An 18,699-nucleotide genomic window follows, 5' to 3' on the forward strand; every position below is an offset into this window, starting at 1 on the left:
TTTATTATAATGCCCAACGTTTACGTTTATGTATATAAAATTTTAATTTAAATATGAGATATTTGTAATGAATAAGTTAACAGAACAAAATTTACTAAAAAAATCAAGATTTTTAAAATATTCTCTTCTGGCCTCTATTTCAGTAGGAGCAATAATCGCAATACCATTTGAGGGTATGGCGAGCAGCAATCAAAAAGCATTATTTCGTGACACACTCGAAAAGAAATTATCGCTCAGATTGTCACAATCAAACGGAAATAGAGATACGACAAATACACCGCAGCAGATAGGAACAGTGATTGTACCGGAACCGGAAAGAAACACATATACTTCATCTGAAATAAGAGAAATGGAAATATCTAAGCAACCTAAAGCATTTAATCCATTAAAAGATATTCCTATAGAGGATCATTATAAAAAGATAGCACGTAGTAAGTCTGATGTCGGAAAAGTGAGAAAAGTACGACCACCTACTAGAAGCAAAACATTTGTAGGTGCTGAAAAAGTAGAGCAAAATCAAAATAATTATACTTCTGAACCGACAGAGCAAACGCCTCAAAAACCAGAGGTTATAATAACAGCGTCTTCGCTTACCGGTAGTAGCTTTGATTCAGATAGCTTTGATACTGTACCTAGCACCCCTAGCACTCCAAATGAAACATTCTTCACTCCACTAACATCACCGGAACATACTTACCAAAATACGTCGTCAAGTATTGCAGGTACTTCGTATCAGCCTACTCCAGATTCTAAACCAAATGATTTGGGAGCTAAGACACCGCCAAACACAAACTTAAAGGCAGCACGAAGATTATCGTTTAGCAGTAACGACCCGCAACAACAGCCAGTACAATCTAGCTCACAGGTTAAACCAAAAGTTTCTCCGAAGCCGACATTTGTACCGTTGCCTACAAAAAAAAGCAGTGCTGAAGTTGCAAAGAAAATGGTAGATAATATATTACAAGTTAATGAGAAGCTAGGAATCAAGTTAGTTGAAGTAGAATCGACAATTAAAAATACCCAAGGCAAAAAAAATAAAAAACCGTTACAACAGCTACAAAAACAGATAGTTTCATCACAGAAAAAAACGAAAGTACTAAAGTTAGAAGCTGCAAAGATAGGAATAAAAATAAAAGAATTAGATGAAGAAAATAAGAGTCTAGCCAATTGGAACAAAAAGACCGGAGGAGTAAAAAATAAGCGTGAATTGGATAAAGATAATGCAAAATTAAAAGAAAATAATAAAAAAATAGATGAACTTCAACAAAAGTTAACAAATAAAAACAACGAAGCAAATAGTTTATCTAGAGAAATAGATGTTTTAGTAGGTGGGATAGTTTTAACAAAACCCCAAAGAAAAGCTCCGGTTACGGAGATGCCGTCGGCTGGGTCATTCTTAAATCAGCAGCAACAACTAGAGGTGCTTACTCAACAGCAGAAAGTCAATGCTGCTAGACAATCTGTAGTCGATAAAAAGAGAGTGGAAGCAAATGAAGTAAAAAGAAATAGTGCAGAATCCAAAGAGCTAATAAGTGAAAGAGAGGGAGTTCAATTAGAACAAAATCAACGACATATTGCTGTAGAAAAAACAAAAAAACAGCAACAAGCGGAGGATAAGCAAAGAACTGAAAGAGAAAAGAAAAGAAAAGAAGAAAATCATCAAAAAGAAAAAGCAAGAGATATAGTAAGAATCAGGGAAGATATTGCAAAAAAAATGCAGCAAATATCAAATGCTAATACAACATCAAACAGGTTGCAAGAATTAGAATTAAAAGTAGAAGCTATAGAGGATAAAAAGCAAAGACAAGAAGCACAAAAACAATTATCGAAAATAAAGAAGCAAGAAAAAGCTATAAAAGCGGCGGCAGATGAAGCTCAAAAAATATTGAATGATGCAAAAAATGAAACAAGTAGAATAAAGCTAAAAAAACTGCAAGAGCAAATGGACAATCATGTTGCAATGGTAACAAATGATAAGATTGAAGAAAATATAAAAAAACTAGAGGGACTAGCTCTTACTCCGTCAACAACTTCTTCTTCTGCTACTATTTCTAAGCAGTCGCTAACAGCAAAGTCAACCATGCAATTAAGTCATGAGCTTCAAAGAACTTTGCCGGAGGATGAAGATAAGTACTTAAAGCCAATAAAAGTTCAGCAGCAACCTCATACAGTAATGTTGTCGAATCAAGAAGTGGCAGACCCTAAGAGTATGGATTCAGGCTTGGGAAGCTTACCAAGCGATATAGAAACAGATGAAGATACCGAATTTAATCTAGGTTGGGGAAATGTGCCGCATATGCAAACTGCTAATGTGAATAGTTCGCTAGAAAGTAATCCGATGTTAGCTATACTGCAGCAGCAAATACAAGAAAATCGTTCAAAAGTATCTGAACAGCTTCCAAGCCATTCAAAAGATATTTACGAGGCTAAGGTTCCACAATACATTAATTATTTGAATAGCATACAGTCAAATCAAGCTCAAATAGATAGTTTAGCGACAGAAATGAGAAAGTTAAGTGTGGATCAATTTAAGCAAAAATTAGAGGAGATTGCACATCTTGTCGGTATAAATGAAGGTTTGCTCTCGAAAGTATATGAAATTCAGCAAGCCAACTTATTACAAACAACGACTACAGATGAAAGCTTGAGATCTGACAAACATTGGAAAAATTCTGCACTATATTCTTTAAGTTCAGAGCCTGACAAAAGAGGATTAGAATATTTAGATTTAGCTGGCGACGCATTTGCTCAGAAATCAAAACAACCTGATACGTTAACTATAGAAACTCTTGGTTTAATAACGCAAACACAAAATCCAACGGTCGCTAAAAGTGACTCATTGAAGAAAAGTAATGTAAGTGGAAGTATTCCGGAGATGCAACAACTGCAATCAGAAAAAATGCGTACTGAAACTTTAGATGTGCAGAATGATCTAGGGCTAGATTTACATTCACAAGAAGAACAGCTTAAAAGTATGGATTCAGGCTTTAAGAGTTTGGAAGGTCAAAATTTGTCATCAGCCTATGATTTCGAGCAACTATCAGCGAGTTGGGATGCAGCGTATAACCAAAGAATGAATACAAAGGCTGAAAATGTACCTCAAGAAACTTTAACTGAAGAAAGTACTTATTCAGTTTCTAGTAAGAAAAAACAAGGTAATATAATAAAGAGAGCTGTATCAAAAGTAGGGTCAATTTTACAAACAAATGATGCAGAAAGCAGTAAAAGGAAAAGAGATGGAGAAACCTCAAAGCAAAGAACAGTAGATAAAGAGGGAGGATTTGGTCAAGGTTCGGGAAATGGGCATCATAAGGAGCTTATTTTAAGTGTAGATAGTAAATTAATAGAAAAGGCAGATCAACTTATAAGTGACTTAGATGTAAAAAGAAGTGAAATACTGCAAACAACCAGTCCTTTACAACAAAAATCACTTAATTTAGCTTTACAGGGAATAGAAAATGATTACCAAAAAGCAATTGAAGTCTATCAAGGATTACAACAGGCATTAATACACAAACCGGAAGATATAAAAGTACATAATGCAAAAGCAGAAAAAAAATTGGATGCTATTAAAAGCAGAGCAGATAAACACTTTAATAATATAGAAACAGATGCAGATGTTGGATTTAATCCAAATTGGGGGAATGGTCATTCTATGCCGACTGCTAATATGAATAGCTTACCGAAAAATTTAGCTGTAACCCCACCTATAAATGTAGAGTCACTATATAACTCTCCGCAAGCTCAACAATTTCGAGAAGATCATAAAACTGCTATAATAAATGCTATAAACTCCCTAAGCTCTTCAGGAATACCTAAGGAATCAATAGATCCGACAATAATCAAATCTTTACCTTATTTAGATAATGATCAATATCAAGAAGTAGTATTAAGAGTTGATAGAGTTCATGATATAAATACACGGGGTTATTTATTAAGCAAACTTAAACAACTAGGAGAATTAGAAGTAAGAGAACTTACAGGTGTATATGCTTCACTATATAATACTGCTCCCCCTGAAGTACTAAGAGAAGCTGAAGCTTTACTTGATAGATTTCAAGGTAGGCTAAATTTAGTTGATAGTGCTATTAAAGGTACACAGCCATTATCTAATTTATCTACTATATATGAGCCGGTTAGTTATGAGAATTTAGCATCAGAAACAATATATAATAGAGAGCAACCTAAACCATCTATAAGTTGTAAGAATACTGGTAAACGAAAATTAGCTAGAACACCATTATTCAGTGCTGAGCTTGATAAGAAATTAGATTATTTAGATTTAGAGGATAAACTACTAAAAGTAGAGGAAGATAGAAGAGTTAAGGAAAAGCAAGCTATTGCCATATTGAATCAAGATCCAGAAAACCTAGAATTTAAGCGGTTAGCTATAAAGGTTCTAGACTTATCTTCAAAAGAATCACAATTAAAAGAAAAAAGGAAAGCCATAGAAGCAGCATTTTCTTTAAATGAAGGGTATTCAAGCATAGATGTATTATCATCACGTTCCTATTCAGTTGGCGACATAAGAGATTTACTTAGCGATACAGAATTAAATCTATCCCGTTCACCTTCAATTAACGGCTTAGAGGATTTAAGCGGTTCTAATGTTATAAAATTAGGGAAATTAAAATCTGAACATGAAAAAATAGCCAATGATTATAAGGCTAAGGAATTGGAGTTAGATACTTTAAATCACGATGATCCAAAATTTAAGAAGTTAATGCTCGAAGTATTTGAGATGTCGAAAGAAAAGATTTGGTTAGAAGGGGAGATAAAGCATCTAGATACGGAATCTAAGCCTAAGGTAACTGAGAGTAAGCCGGTATTTTCACGTTCATCTTCAGCTAGTAGCCTAAACATATTTGGTAGTAATGAAGATTTATCAGGGGATAATACAGGAGATATAGGAGTAGGTCATAGATATGGAGCTGAGGATAGTTGTCCAACTCCGGACCAATCAAGCTCAAAGATAGCCAATAGTAGTGATAAAAATTCAAGTGAAACTAAATTAGCTCTTCTACGGACATATCAAATGGCAGTAATAGTTAAAAGGCAAGAACTGGAACAATTGCCAAGTACAAGCTCAGGAGCTGCTCAAATCGTTCAGCAGATTGAAGTGCTGAGAGAAGAAGAAGAACTTGTAAGTAAGGTTTTGAGTAGAGCTGAAAAAGACCCGTTAGCATTTGATTCAGACGAAGATATTGCAATTTTAGTCAGTAGTTTAGATGAGAAGGTTGAAAAATTCAATCGTGAAATGGATAAAATGTCAGCGTCGGATGGTAAATCAGAATCTACCTTACCTGCAGGCAATGAAGAACAAGAAGACACAGAAGTAACAGAATCCGGTATTCAAAAAGCAGGAGATAAAGGGTTACTTGCACTACCTGTATCAAGTAATGAGTGTGCATTAGAATTAGGCGATGGTAGCGAAGATGAAGAAAGTTATGATTCAGGATTTGAAGAGGAAGAAGAAATAATAGAGCAATTATCCAATTCCGATGGGGGTAACCTTAAAATAACGGAAGTTGATACGGCTATTCCTCTTGAACAGAAAGCAAAAAAAGAAATGCAAACGCAAATTTCAGAAAATGCTCCTACTTTAAATCAAGCGAAAGTTGTTAATACTATTGTAAATAATATGATTCGTAATAGATTAGATGCATCTATGAATATGTCTAATAATATGGTAGCGGTAGGAGCCGGTGATGAAGAAGAGTCTCATATAAAAAGAGGTTTGTGGATGCGTGGTATGTACGGCACTAATAATCATGGACGCGTAGAAAATATGACCGGTTATAGAGGTACTAACAAAGGTGCTACTATCGGGTTCGATGCTGAAATCGACAATAATATTCTAGGTATAGCTTACAGTAATGTTCATTCAGTATTTAAATTTAAAAATAGTAAAAATAATGACAAAGAACTTATTGATAGTCATGTGGTTTCTATTTACGGACAAAAAGAATTACCGAGGAATTTTGCACTACAAGCTTTAGTCTCTGCTTCTAAAAACTTTATTAAAGATAAGACAACTTATTCATATGGTGATACTAAAATTAGAAGTAATGTAAAACATCGCAATCATAGTTATAATGCGGAAGCATTACTGAATTATAATTATCTTTTGCAAAACAAGCTCGTTATTACCCCAAATATTGGCTTGAGATATGGGAAGTCACGAGATGGAGTATATAATGAAACCGGTATTAACGTACAAGAAATAGCTCTTACAATGAAAGAGAATAATATATTGTCCGGAATTGTCGGTACTAAAGTCAAAGTACCTTTAAAAGATGTTCTAAAATTTAATAATTTAGGTCTAACATTCCAAGGATCGGTAGAACATAATTTTAAAGAGAAAACCCAAAGAATAAATAGAGTTGTTAAAATATTTGATACTGAATTTAAGCAAAATTATGCAATACCGAAACAACCGAAAACATCCTATAATTTGGGAACGGGTATTATAGGCAGTATCAAGAATACTACTATTTCTTTGGATTATAATTATTATCTAAATAAACATTATAGAAGCCATCAAGGTAGTGTTAAGCTTAAGGTAAACCTATAATTTTTATACTTGCAATATTTGCAAAGTTGTTGTATAAAACTTCTAACTTACTGTTATGCCGTAGATTAATTCCATCACTGTCATACCGTGGCTTGTCCACGGTATCCAGAAAAAACTAAAACTAAAACTAATATTAGTATTTTTAACTGGATTCCGTGAATAAATCATGGAATGACAACAAAAAAACTGAGCCGGTCTCGCCCCAAGGTATAACTAATATATCTATTTGCCTACTTTCAAAGTGAAGGCCCCTTCGTCTAGCGGTTAGGACACCACCCTTTCACGGTGGGAACACGGGTTCGAGTCCCGTAGGGGTCACCATTCTATATTTTCCTATAAACTCATTATCTCAAATAATCTAATTTTAAATTCAGAATAAAAATAATAATTGAAAGTAATAACTTTTAATTTATAATATTTCAAAAAGTTTGGTTGAAAACGCAAAGTTCAGTTCAATTAGAGCTAAGTATATTTATGAAAGCAAATGTGTTTTCTTCAAAAAATCCGGTTAATACAAGTGATTATCAAACAATTATAGCGTGTCTAGAACAGAACGTCCTTTCATTTGTTCATCTAGATTTTAGCAATCTACATTTAACGCTTCCGCAGTTAGAGGAAATAGCCACTAAAATCCAAAATAATAATTTTATCGGTAATGTAAGCTGGGGTAAGATGCCTAATGCTTCTAGTGATCTTGCACAAAAGATCGAAAGTAAAATTATCTTAAATAATCAAAACTATAAGCACCACCCTACCAACTTTCTACATGGTTTATTTAGTTTACATGCTTATATAGATTCTACAGAAAATGATATTGTAAAATTTGCTGTAGAAAAAGAAAATAGTGAAAAGGTAAAAATCCGAAATGAACAATTAAAAGACTGGAAACTATTTAAAATATTTAACGAACCTGAAATAGGTAGATATTATGCAGCAGCATATATAAATGAAAATACAAAACAAATAGTGCTTGCTTATCGAGGTACTACATTTGAAAAATTAGATTTGCTTAAAACTACTTCACCGCTTAAAGCTCATTTTAAAAGTGTTTTAGGTGGACAGATAGTTGCACAGCAAGCAGCAGCATATGAGGCTACAGGAGAAATTACCAAATATGCTGAAGAGAACAATTATAATTTATCTTTTACCGGTCATTCTTTAGGTGCATGGCTTGCAGAGCTAAGCCTATATTTTGCTCATCGAGATTTTCATTATCCAAAAGCAAAGGCAATCACATTCGATAGCCCTGGTTCTGCAAAAATTATGGATAGCTTTAAACCAAATATTCTTAGCCATGAAACTACCTTTGACGTAAAAAATTTAAATATAACAACTTATTTATCAGCTCCGAATTTTGTAAATGTTTGCAACCAGCATATACATAAAGCATATAGATTATTTCCTAAAATTACGGCAGCTGAATATAACAGTAAAATAATAAACACATTAAATAAAGCTGTACCTATTAAAAGCTATATTACTTTACGATCATTAAATGGTGATTTACTTGATTCAATGCTAGATGCTTTTGATCTCGAAACAGGTAAGCCTATAAGATCTGAGAAAATATTAGATTGGCCTTGCATAGAATATGATCCTAAAGATGACACATTAGGTAAGAAAGCAATAGATAAGGTGCTTAATTTTATACCTGTTGGTAGTACGATTAAAGATTTGGCAAGTAAATTAATACATAGAAATATTACATCAACAACATTGGGAAGTTTTATAGAAGTAATCGATCAGCTTGTAAGCGGTAATATTGCAAGTGAGCAATTTTTAGAAATTTATAAGCATTTAGAAAATAATGCCGCACAAGGATACCCTTCAAAAGAGATCATAACACCTGAGGGAAAATTTGAACTTTCTTACAAAGGTCATTACCGCTTACAAGAAGTAAATTTGTCTGTGGATATAGCAAATACAAATAATAAGGGTAGTAGTGATTGGTATCTAGCACAGTTGAGCAAATTAAGTATAGATAAAAAAGAAATACCGAATTTAATAAAACAACAGTTAAAAGTAATAAAAGAACTATATGAAATAAAACCTCAATATGGCAAATATTATGTATTCACAAACACACCTAATGTTAAAGTAGATTACTTAAGAGAGCAAATTTTAAGGTTAATTGAAGTAAGTAGGGAAGCAAAAAATGTATTGGAAAATAGCAATGCTTATACTTCTAATGAATCAATTAAAGTTACAGAAAATATAATTAGTAACTTACCTAGTAACTTACCGTCTTTATTAACTTATAATTTGATTGTCCGTGATGAAATATTACAAAAAATAGAAGAAACTTTAAACAAAAAACAATTTGTAACAGTTAGTGCTTTCGCCGGAACAGGTAAAACTACGCTAGCTATAGATTATGGCAGTAAACAAATAGGCGAAGCGAAGAAAATTGTACGTTTTATTAATGCAGATTCTAGTGATAAACTTAGTGAAGCATATAGACAACTTGCTAAAGAATTTATTATTTACGTAATAGATGAAAAGGAAGAAAACATAATAAGATTAGTCCATGAGAAGATTGCTAATTTAAATACAGCTATATTATTTATTTTTGATAATGTTGAAGATTATAAAGATATAGAACCTTATCTTAACGGTATAATGAATGTGCTTGGTGATAAGGCACAGGTGATAATTACTACTAGACATAATAATTTAAGTGATGATATATTAAATATTAAATTACTGCCTTTTAGCAACGAAGAAGCAATATTATATTTAAAGAACTCTCTAAAAAATAGATTAAACGAGAAAGATATTTATAAATTAGTAGAAGAGTTTGGTAGTAAAGATGCTGTATCACCTTATAGGTTATCTAAAGCAGTAGCGTATTTAAAAGAAAATAAATTACTTAAGGTAAATGATTACATTAATTACTTTAAAAATAGCAAAGATGATCATATAGAAACCGTTTTATTACTACAATTACTAGAAAAATCACCTTTAGCTTGGTTGATATTGCAATGTTCTGCACATTTAGATCCTGATTTTATCAGCATAGAGATTTTCAAAAAATTATTTCTAATAGATGAAGAAAAGCTACAAGAACCTATAAAAAGGTTGGAAGCATTATCAATAATGAATCTAACGTATAAAAATGAACAAGCCGGCTTACAATTACATAGATTAATGCAATCTATAAATAAATATAAAGAACATGCAATAGATGAACAAAAAATTTATATAAGACTATTAGAAGTACTAAACAATTTATTTCCACGAGTAACAGATATTCCAAATAAAAATTGGGAAAATGCTAAATTACTTTATCCACATATAATAAAAATATTAAACGATGATATCAAAATAGATAAACTTAGAAGAGCAAATTTATATCAAAAAATAGGTTATTATAATGAAAGTATATTATGCCGATTTACAGATTCATTAAGATATCACGAGGAGGCTCTAAAAATATATCAAGAATTATATCAAGGTAACCATCATAATATTGCTACTTCTCTTAATAGCGTTGGGTTAGCTTACCAAAATTTAGGTGATATCTCTAAAGGGTTGCAATATCTAGAAGAAGCTCTAAAAATATTGCAAGAATTATATAAAGGTAATCACCCTGATATTGCTAGCTCCCTTAATAATATTGGTTTAGCTTATAGAGATTCAGGGTATAACTCTAAAGGACTAAAATATTTAAAAGAAGCTTTAAAGTTGTTTCAGGAATTATATCGAGGCAATCATCCTAAGGTTGCTGAATCTTTTGGTAGTATAGGTTTGACTTATCATAAATTAGGCAATATCTCTGAAGGATTAAAATATTTTGAATTAGCTCTAAAGATGGAGCAAGAATTATATAAAGGCAACCACCATGATATTGCCATCTCTCTTAGTAATATCGGTTTTACCTATCACAGATTAGGCAATATCTTTAAAGGACTAAAATATTTTGAAGACGCATTAAAAATGTATAAAGCCTTATATCAAAGTAACCATCCTTATGTTGCTACCTCTCTTAATAATATCAGTATAACTTATCAAGACTCAGGCGATACAAATAAAACTCTAGAACTTAAAAAACAAGCTTATTTAATGTTTATGCAAACTTTAGGTTCAAATTATGCTATTACTAAGGAATTAAAAAGTTACCTTGAGAAAAACGCTCCGGAATTTATAAAAAATAACGAAACTAGGGAGTTTATATTACAAAGAGGTGATTTTGAGGAAGTTATATTAGAAATTAAACAAAAAATACAAAAGAACGTTTTAAATAAAATATATATTAGTGCTGCTAAAGATAAATGGAATAGTAAGTTCTCAATCTTAGGAAATTGGGGGGTAAAAGGCTATTTAGGCGATAGATATTTAGCAAAACAACTAGGAGCTTTATCTAATATTAAAAATATAGAAATAGCTAAAATGTTATGCTTTGAAGCAATTTGCTTAGGAGCGATTAACAGCCCTAGCAAAAACTTTGCTTGTGTAAAAGAATTTGCTAAAACTTATCCTGAATTAACAAACAAGATAACAAACGAACATCCTGAATATTTTATTGATGGCTCAATATTACGGGTATGTGTTAATGATAAAGAGATCCTAAAGAAATTGCTAGGTAGCGGTTAGCGTATAGAAGTCAAGATTTAATCTTACAGGCACTATAAAAATTATATCTGAATGTCTGATAAGTTATGACTGTCAGATGAGTATTCAAGATATAAGATTTCATTATTCTTTTCAACAGCTAACTTCTTACTATCCTTGAAGGTCTGCATAGGATTTTTACCATAACAATATTTCCCAGAATGAGGTCTTTCATTATTATAATGTTCTAACCAAATATCAAGGTCAAGTTGTAGATCATCAAGATCAGTATAAATCTTTTTACGCATAGCCGTATCAAATAATTCTTGCTTCATAGTTTTATTAAAACGTTCACACATACCATTTGTTTGAGGAGAATATGCTTTAGTAGTGTTATGTTCAATGCCCTCAATGCTTAAGAACAATTCAAAAGCATGATGTTCTATATTTCCTTTATATTCACCACCTCTATCAGTTAGAATACGAAGCACTGGTATTTGCTGACTCTCATACCACGGCAGTACTCTATCATTAAGCATGTCAGCAGCGGTAAGAGCTGTTTTATCAGTATATAATTTAGCATCTGCGACCCTAGTATAGCTATCAATAAATACCTGAGAATATACCTTGCCTATACCTTAAAATTACCTACATAATATGTATCTTGGCATCCTAGATAACCTGGATGCTGTGTATCAATCTCACCATGGGCTTCTTTTTCGCTACGCCGTTTCTCTAATACTTGTAACTGAGCTTCGGTAAGAACAATACCATCTTGAGCCATCTTTGCTTCTAATGCTTTAAGTCTTTTATTGATATTATTTAAATCATTACGTAGCCAAATCGATCTAACTCCTCCAGGTGATACAAGAATACCAGTCTTTTTAAGCTTATTTGATACTCTCATCTGACCATAAGGCTGGGTATTCTATTGCCATATCTAATACTGCTCTCTCTACTGCTGGTTCAACTCTATTCGCTATAATTGGCTTCTTCCTGCTAATCTCATATAACGCCTCTTCTCCACCAGTTTCATATAGCTCTTTGAACCTATAATAACTGTCCCTGCTGTATCCCATTGCTTTACAGGCGGACGATATACTACCAAGACTCTTAGCTAATTCTAGTAATCCTATTTTTGGCTTTATTATTTTTTGATTTAGATTCATCTCTAATCCTCCATTTAATATTTATCTTATTTTACTAAATGTAAGATTAAATCTCAATTATTGCATAAACTTAAAGTCAGAGTTCATACGGCTATATGCAAGATCGACAAGGCTATTTTCCCCGATGTAAAGATCACCGCCGATAGTACCGCCGGATACCGTGCCTTTATAGCTAGGATTATCTTTATAAGCATCTTGAGTACTTGAACCGAACGTACCAGCAACCCATAATCCTTTTTTAGTAATTATAGGGGTTTCTTCATCACCTGCCGCAACAGCTATCATAGTACCGCCTGATAAGTGATTATTAATATTAGCAGTTACTGCTTCAGCCGTAACATTTGCTACACTAACCGATCTTGTTCCTTGCTCAGTTAAATGCTCTACTACTTTTTTTGCATTATCAGGTGCAACTTGAGCTAAGTTTGCTACGAATAATAAAGATTGCTCTTGCTTTGTTTTACTCACTACAACAGTATCATCATTAGCTACTTTAGCCACTTCTTTAAGTTCAGCTTTATTATTTATTAATTCTTTAGCAAGTTCTACCGCATGTTTTTCAGGATTTTTCATAACAAGTGCAGATTTTTCTCTGATCACTTCTTTTTGCACTTCTGCTACAAAAGTATTTTCCGTATGAGCAACGATAGTATTATTGATTGCCTCAGCTAATTTTTGCGACTCAGGTTTTTTAACATATTCCTCAGCTACTCTTATTTCGTTAGCTTGACGTTGCTGATACTCCGCTTGCAGTCTTTGCTCTTCTATTCTTCTATTATTTTCTTCGGCTATCGCTCTTTCATTAGCCTCTTGTTGTGCTAATCTTTCATTTTCATTTCTTCTCTCTTCTTCTTGCTGTTGCTGTGCCGCCGCAGCTTGGGCCGCTCTCTGCTGCTGTGCCTGAGCCTGGGCTTGTTGTTGCTGCACTTGCTGCTGATTTTGCTGAGCTTGACCTTGCTGGTTCTGTTGTGCTTGTGCTGCTCGCCCCTGACCTTGCACTAGTTCCTGTGCTAATATTTGAGCATGAGCATTTTGGACTTGTTGCTCTGCTGCTGCATCATCCTGAACTTGTTGTTGTTGCTGTGCTAATCCTTGAAGCTGTCTACTGGCTTGGACTCGTTGCTGCTCAAATCCTCGAGCCTGATTTTGTACTTGTAGCCGCTGTTGATTTAATGCGTCAGCCGGAGCTTGAAGTGCATCTTGCTGTTGTTGTAATAAATCAATTTGAGTTTGTGCTTGCTGTTTTTCTAAGGCAGTTGCAAATCGATCATTTATTATTTGTACGTGTGGTGTCATCTGCTGACGTAATCTCTCAGTATCAGCTTGTACTCTTGCACGTTCTACCGCTCGTTGCTGAGCGAGTACCGGAACTTGAGCTTGAGCTTGGTCTCGTTGCTGAGTGAATGCTTGAACTTGAGACTGTTTTTGCTGCTGTTGTTGCTGTAATGCTTGGACTTGAGCTTGAACTTGCTGTGCTTGAGCCTGCATTGCTTGTGTTTGGGAATTAACCCTTACTTGTTGCTGTGCTACCTCTTGTGCTGCTGCTTGCCCTGCTTGCTGCACTTGTAACCCGTTCCTAAAGTTCATAGTTCCTGTAGCCGGATTATAATTATGCCCTTCAGGAATAAATGCACCGCCATTGACCCTAAAAATAGATAATGCTGATACTGCATCTACAGGGTGAACACCGTTAACACTAATTATAATATTTGTACCGGCTACGCTATAGAGGTTATTTTGAAAAAATACACTACATCCTCCGGTTACATTAAATGTAATATTACCGGAAAATTCTACATCACCGTTAAGAATTAAGTCACGTCTAAGGTCAAATGTTGAGCCGTTAATTTTAGTATTTCCGTTGATTGTAACAGGATTAGTATGAACATTATAAGTTCCAGCATCAAAGTTAACTTGGTTAGCATAAATATTTTTACGTAAGTTACGAACATGATTACCCGTAAATGTTAACTTCTCAATCCTTTTATTTACTGCACCGACTTCATAAATATTAGGAGTATTTACAAAAGTTACTTCACCTATATTGGCTTTGCTAGTAGTAATGGTACCGACATAATCTTTATTAAACTTTACTTTGCCGCGATTTGTAAACTCTAAATTGCCGGTATGTATTAAATTAGTTCTATTACCTCTATTATTCTGATTATACTGAGCCATATCAAGTTTTTCTTCAAATACGACATCATTACTTGCTACTGTAATCTTCTTTGCATATACCTTTTGTTTGAATTCAGTTTTCTTTCCGTTTTCAATCTGTATCTCAGCAGCTCTAAAATCTTGCACCCCTATATTTTCATGAAAAGTTACCGTATTTTTTGCGTGTCCTCTTACTTGAACTATACCTTGGTTGTCTACTGTATTATTGACTACAATTCCGGAACGTACATCTATATTTCGTTTAGTAGTATCTATAATTACTGTAGAATTTTTCCCTAAATTAATATCTTCGGCAGCAATGTTATTTTCTAAGGTTACTGATATATTATCATCTACTTTAAATATAGAAATACTATGATTATCTCTCCCGTCATTACCAATAGGGCTTTCAAAAACAATATTATTACTTTCTATTTTTACTTTCCCTTGTAAAATATTTCTAGCGTATATTTTAGACTTTACTTTAATAGGGTTTCGGAAAATTATTTCATTAGTTCCTCCGCTCATTACTATAGAATCAACAGCACTAATATCATTGCCGGTAATAATTAATTTAAGATCATTTAAAGATTCTAAAAGATCAATCCGCACTTTTGCGTTTTTATTACCATATATTAATGCTTCCCCTAAAGCGTTGCTGCCTGCAATACGGTAATTATTGGCATCACTATTAATAATATTATTAATAGTAACAATACGGTTAGCACCAAATCCGGGAGTAATTGCAATTCCTCCCATTTCTCTTCGATCGTTAATACCGTTATGCCAATTGTCAATAAAAGTACTTGCACTATAACCGTAAATATTAATATCATTAATATTTATGTTTTGATTAAAATTAATTAAATGAGCTCTTCTTAAAATAATATCATCCCCGTTTTGCGGTTGGTACTGAGCTCCATTATTACTCCTCCAATCTTGAGGTCTATCTCCCCCTCGCAGTGGATCCATTACGTAAGAAGTATTATTCTCATGCGGAACGGCAACAACAACCGCTGCCGAGCTTTCCATGCTTGCAAGTAGCCCAATGCTACTGGTTGCTAGTAAAAGTTTATTAAAAAAAGTTTTTTTCATATTAGTCATAATTTCCTCTATAACTTATTGTTTTTAATGTTTTTACCACTTAACTTATCGGTCATTATACACTATTTATTTACGACGCACAATAATTAATTAATAAATTTACCATTGGTTAATATTTATTAATTAATTACGAATGAGTGATTTATAAAATTTAAAGGAAATAGGTTGGTTTATGGGGAAGTAGGGGGAATGGATAATCGTCATTGCGAGGAGCGAAGCGACGTGGCAATCTCATGAAATAATAACAAACTCTTGAGATTGCTTCGTCAATTACTACGTAATTTCCTCGCAATGACGTTAAAATAACATTTTACTCGTCATCTATATTAGAAAGCTCATCTTGTAATTCTTGAGAAAATATATCCTCATCATCGTTAGAATCATTTGATTTCTTAAGGGAGTTTTTAAAATTATTTAAGTCTTTATTTTCAAATATTTCAATAGATTTTAAGGTTTCGTTTGGAATTATAACTATAATATTTTTACTTAATTCATCTAAATAATCAGTGGTAACGGAAACTTTCAACACTCCTCCATATTTGCTTTGTTTGCTACTTACCACAAAATCTTTTAAAGATTTACTTTTAAAATAATTTTCAGAAGTAAAGACCATTGTTATAAAAAATAGTACTAACGAGATAGTAGTACCTACGGCAAATCCTGCTAATAGCCCTAAGAATCTGTCAATAAAACCGTTTCTCATAAACGAAATTATAGCAAGAAATTTATAAACTATAAAAACACATAAAATTAAAGAAACAACATAAGATATAACACCGGCTATAATTATTCTTATAACCTCATTATCCATATATTTCCCGATTAGTTCAGAAATATACGGATATAAGAAATATCCTAACATTATAGAAGTAATAAAACCGAGTATTCTAGTTGAAAACCCGATTATACCTTGATATAAGCCGAAAAATGAGAAAAGAGTAATAATAGCAAAAATAGTAATATCAAAAAATGTGATCATTATTGTTAACTTCTATTGAATAATTGGATTTAAATCTTATATACTTTAAGAGGTGATCTATAAAGATATTTTAAAGCTAGTTAAATTCTTTCTTGCTGCAAATTGTAAGATTTTTTTGAAATAGGAACTACTATTACTACAAAAATCTTATTCATTTTCGCTAAAAAAGCTCTTTAATTATCAATTAAAATATCTTTATAGATCACCTCTAATATTATAATTAAAGTTTTATTTATGGGCGATAAAATTTTTCATAACTTATCCGGTAAAACACTCGTTGCTACACCGCATGTAATTACAAAAGGCATTTACCATAAATCCTTAATTTATATGTTATCACACACGGAAGAAGGAGCAATAGGATTAATATTTAACCGCTTAGTAAATCATATAGATTTAAAATCGTTTTTTAAAATAAAAAATGACGAAATAACAACCCCAGTTATGGTTCCTATATATTTTGGCGGACCCGTAGAACATGAAAAAGGTTTTTTTTTTTCATTCTAGCGATTATAATAAAAATTTGTTATTGGACTTCCAGAATGATTTAGCAGTAAGCTCTAATTTAGAAATTTCAGAAGATATAGCTTTCGGTAAAGGACCTAAAAATAGTTTATTCATTGTCGGTTATACCGCATGGAAACCAGGGCAGCTTGAAGAAGAATTAGAAAAAAACCTATGGTTGGTTATGGATTGTAATAAAGAATTTATTTTTGCCGATAATCCTGAAAGTAAATGGCATAATGCATTAAAACACTTAGGCATTGATGAAATACATTTCTCATCACAAATAGGAAATGCTTAGAGATTATCTGTTAACCATTTTTCGGTAAGCCTAAGCAATAATGCTTTAAAAATTTTCCCTGGCTGCTAATTAAATACATAAAATTAGAATGTTGTAATTCATATTCGTTTGTTTTTACATCAAATATTTTGGATGTATAGAAGACCTTAAATTGATCTGCTAATTGTTCAATATCTTGTATTCTTCCCGTTAAACCTATAAAATTACCATTTATTTTTTCTAAATATTTTTTTAATACCTCACTTGTATCATGCTCAGGATCTAGAGTAATAAAAACTACTTGTACTAAAATATTCTCTTTCTTCAAAATCTTAATAGTATCTTCTACTCTTTTTAGTGCTTGATTGTCATACAAAGAATAGGTGGTACCAAAATAAATCAAACTTAAATGACCTTGCAAATGGGTACTATCAAATTTCTTTTCTTCTTGATCTATAAGAGTGAACTTAATTTTAGGTGAATCGTCCATATTACTAGTTTTTGCACCAATCTTAAGCTTAGACGGAGTTAATGAAGAATAAAATAAACATAAAAATATTATGCCCGTAATCATAGCTAGGGCTATAAAAATTTTTATAATATACATCTGGTTTTTATTATTTCTCATAACCTAAGTAATTATTTATATTTATAATAAAACTTATTCTTATCATATATGCAATAAAAATCATCTTTTACTGTATTAAATATCCGTAATATCTAAATTGTGATATTTTTAGTTAAAATAAATTAATTAATTTATTAACTAAGTTGAAATTTTTTGAGTTAATCTTAAAGTTAAGATTATTAAATAAAAAAACAACTGATAAGGATAATTAATATGTTAGATTGGTCAAAAATGACTAAAACACACCAACAGCAAGAAATAGAAAAATCTGTTCTTGAAATATTAGAACCTGTTAAGCTGATAAATGAATATGAGCAGAAATATGCACCTATTATTAATCAAAGTAATAAAGCTATAGTCACCTTAGGACCAAACAAAGAAGATTTAAATATTCTAACTAAATTTTTTAAAGATAAACAATTAGAAGTTAAGAGTGATCAATTTGGAAATTTTGAATTTATTGGAACAAGCAAACATGATGATAAAATAGACATTTTTAATGTTCCTGCAAATAAAAATCAACCGAATTTAATGATTTATAACAGTAATTATTTAAATAACAACCATTCATTTGCCCAGTCAATTCTTAATACATTTTTTTTACAAAAGATTTTAGATACTAGTAATTTTTACCGACACAATAAATGAGAAAACTCAGATTCAAATATCTAATATTTTTAATGAAGCTCTTAAAGAAAAAAGCTTTAGTGAAAAACAAAAATCTATTATTGCTAAATTAACATCCAATTCATA

Annotated in this window: 5 protein-coding genes, 1 tRNA gene and 4 pseudogenes; 6 read left to right on the forward strand and 4 right to left on the reverse strand. The window is 32.1% G+C overall.

All coding sequences use genetic code 11. From position 1 onward, the window contains the following. Positions 1–67: 67 nt before the first annotated feature. The 4 genes and pseudogenes from ACE38Q_RS06580 to ACE38Q_RS06595 form a co-directional block, all read left to right on the forward strand. Complete coding sequence (locus tag ACE38Q_RS06580; protein WP_500190643.1) at positions 68–6,574, forward strand: autotransporter outer membrane beta-barrel domain-containing protein; 6,507 nt, start codon at positions 68–70, stop codon at positions 6,572–6,574. A gap of 246 nt (positions 6,575–6,820) precedes the next feature. Next, positions 6,821–6,895: transfer RNA gene (locus tag ACE38Q_RS06585), tRNA-Glu, on the forward strand. A gap of 351 nt (positions 6,896–7,246) precedes the next feature. Continuing rightward, positions 7,247–9,205, forward strand: a pseudogene (locus ACE38Q_RS06590) (lipase family protein); the annotation flags it as partial. A 693-nt stretch (positions 9,206–9,898) separates the two neighbouring features. Then, a pseudogene (locus ACE38Q_RS06595) lies at positions 9,899–11,167 on the forward strand (DUF2225 domain-containing protein); the annotation flags it as partial. A 41-nt stretch (positions 11,168–11,208) separates the two neighbouring features. Here ACE38Q_RS06595 and ACE38Q_RS06600 read toward each other — a convergent pair. The 3 genes and pseudogenes from ACE38Q_RS06600 to ACE38Q_RS06610 all read right to left on the reverse strand — a co-directional run bounded on the left by ACE38Q_RS06600 (position 11,209) and on the right by ACE38Q_RS06610 (position 16,534). Beyond that, positions 11,209–12,294 (reverse strand): annotated as a pseudogene (locus ACE38Q_RS06600) (IS481 family transposase). Between the two features lie 57 nt (positions 12,295–12,351). Next, the gene (locus ACE38Q_RS06605; protein WP_500190645.1) at positions 12,352–15,546 is read right to left on the reverse strand and encodes a hypothetical protein; all 3,195 of its coding nucleotides are present in this window, start codon (positions 15,544–15,546) and stop codon (positions 12,352–12,354) included. 319 nt (positions 15,547–15,865) lie between these two features. Continuing rightward, on the reverse strand, positions 15,866–16,534 hold the full coding sequence (locus ACE38Q_RS06610; protein WP_500190646.1) for a CvpA family protein: 669 nt from the start codon (positions 16,532–16,534) through the stop codon (positions 15,866–15,868). Positions 16,535–16,768: 234 nt separating this feature from the next. Between ACE38Q_RS06610 and ACE38Q_RS06615 the strand changes: the two are divergent. Beyond that, positions 16,769–17,339, forward strand: a pseudogene (locus ACE38Q_RS06615) (YqgE/AlgH family protein). Between the two features lie 10 nt (positions 17,340–17,349). Here the strand turns inward: ACE38Q_RS06615 and ACE38Q_RS06620 are convergent. Continuing rightward, positions 17,350–17,946: an SCO family protein gene (locus ACE38Q_RS06620; protein WP_500190649.1), complete on the reverse strand. Its 597-nt coding sequence runs from the start codon at positions 17,944–17,946 to the stop codon at positions 17,350–17,352. 213 nt (positions 17,947–18,159) lie between these two features. Between ACE38Q_RS06620 and ACE38Q_RS06625 the strand changes: the two genes are divergently transcribed. Further along, entirely contained in the window at positions 18,160–18,594 is a 435-nt protein-coding gene (locus ACE38Q_RS06625; protein ID WP_500190651.1) for a hypothetical protein, read from the forward strand. Positions 18,595–18,699: the final 105 nt, after the last annotated feature.

The organism is Rickettsia endosymbiont of Thecocarcelia acutangulata, assembly GCF_964263195.1.
Taxonomy (GTDB): Bacteria; Pseudomonadota; Alphaproteobacteria; order Rickettsiales; family Rickettsiaceae; genus Rickettsia; species Rickettsia felis.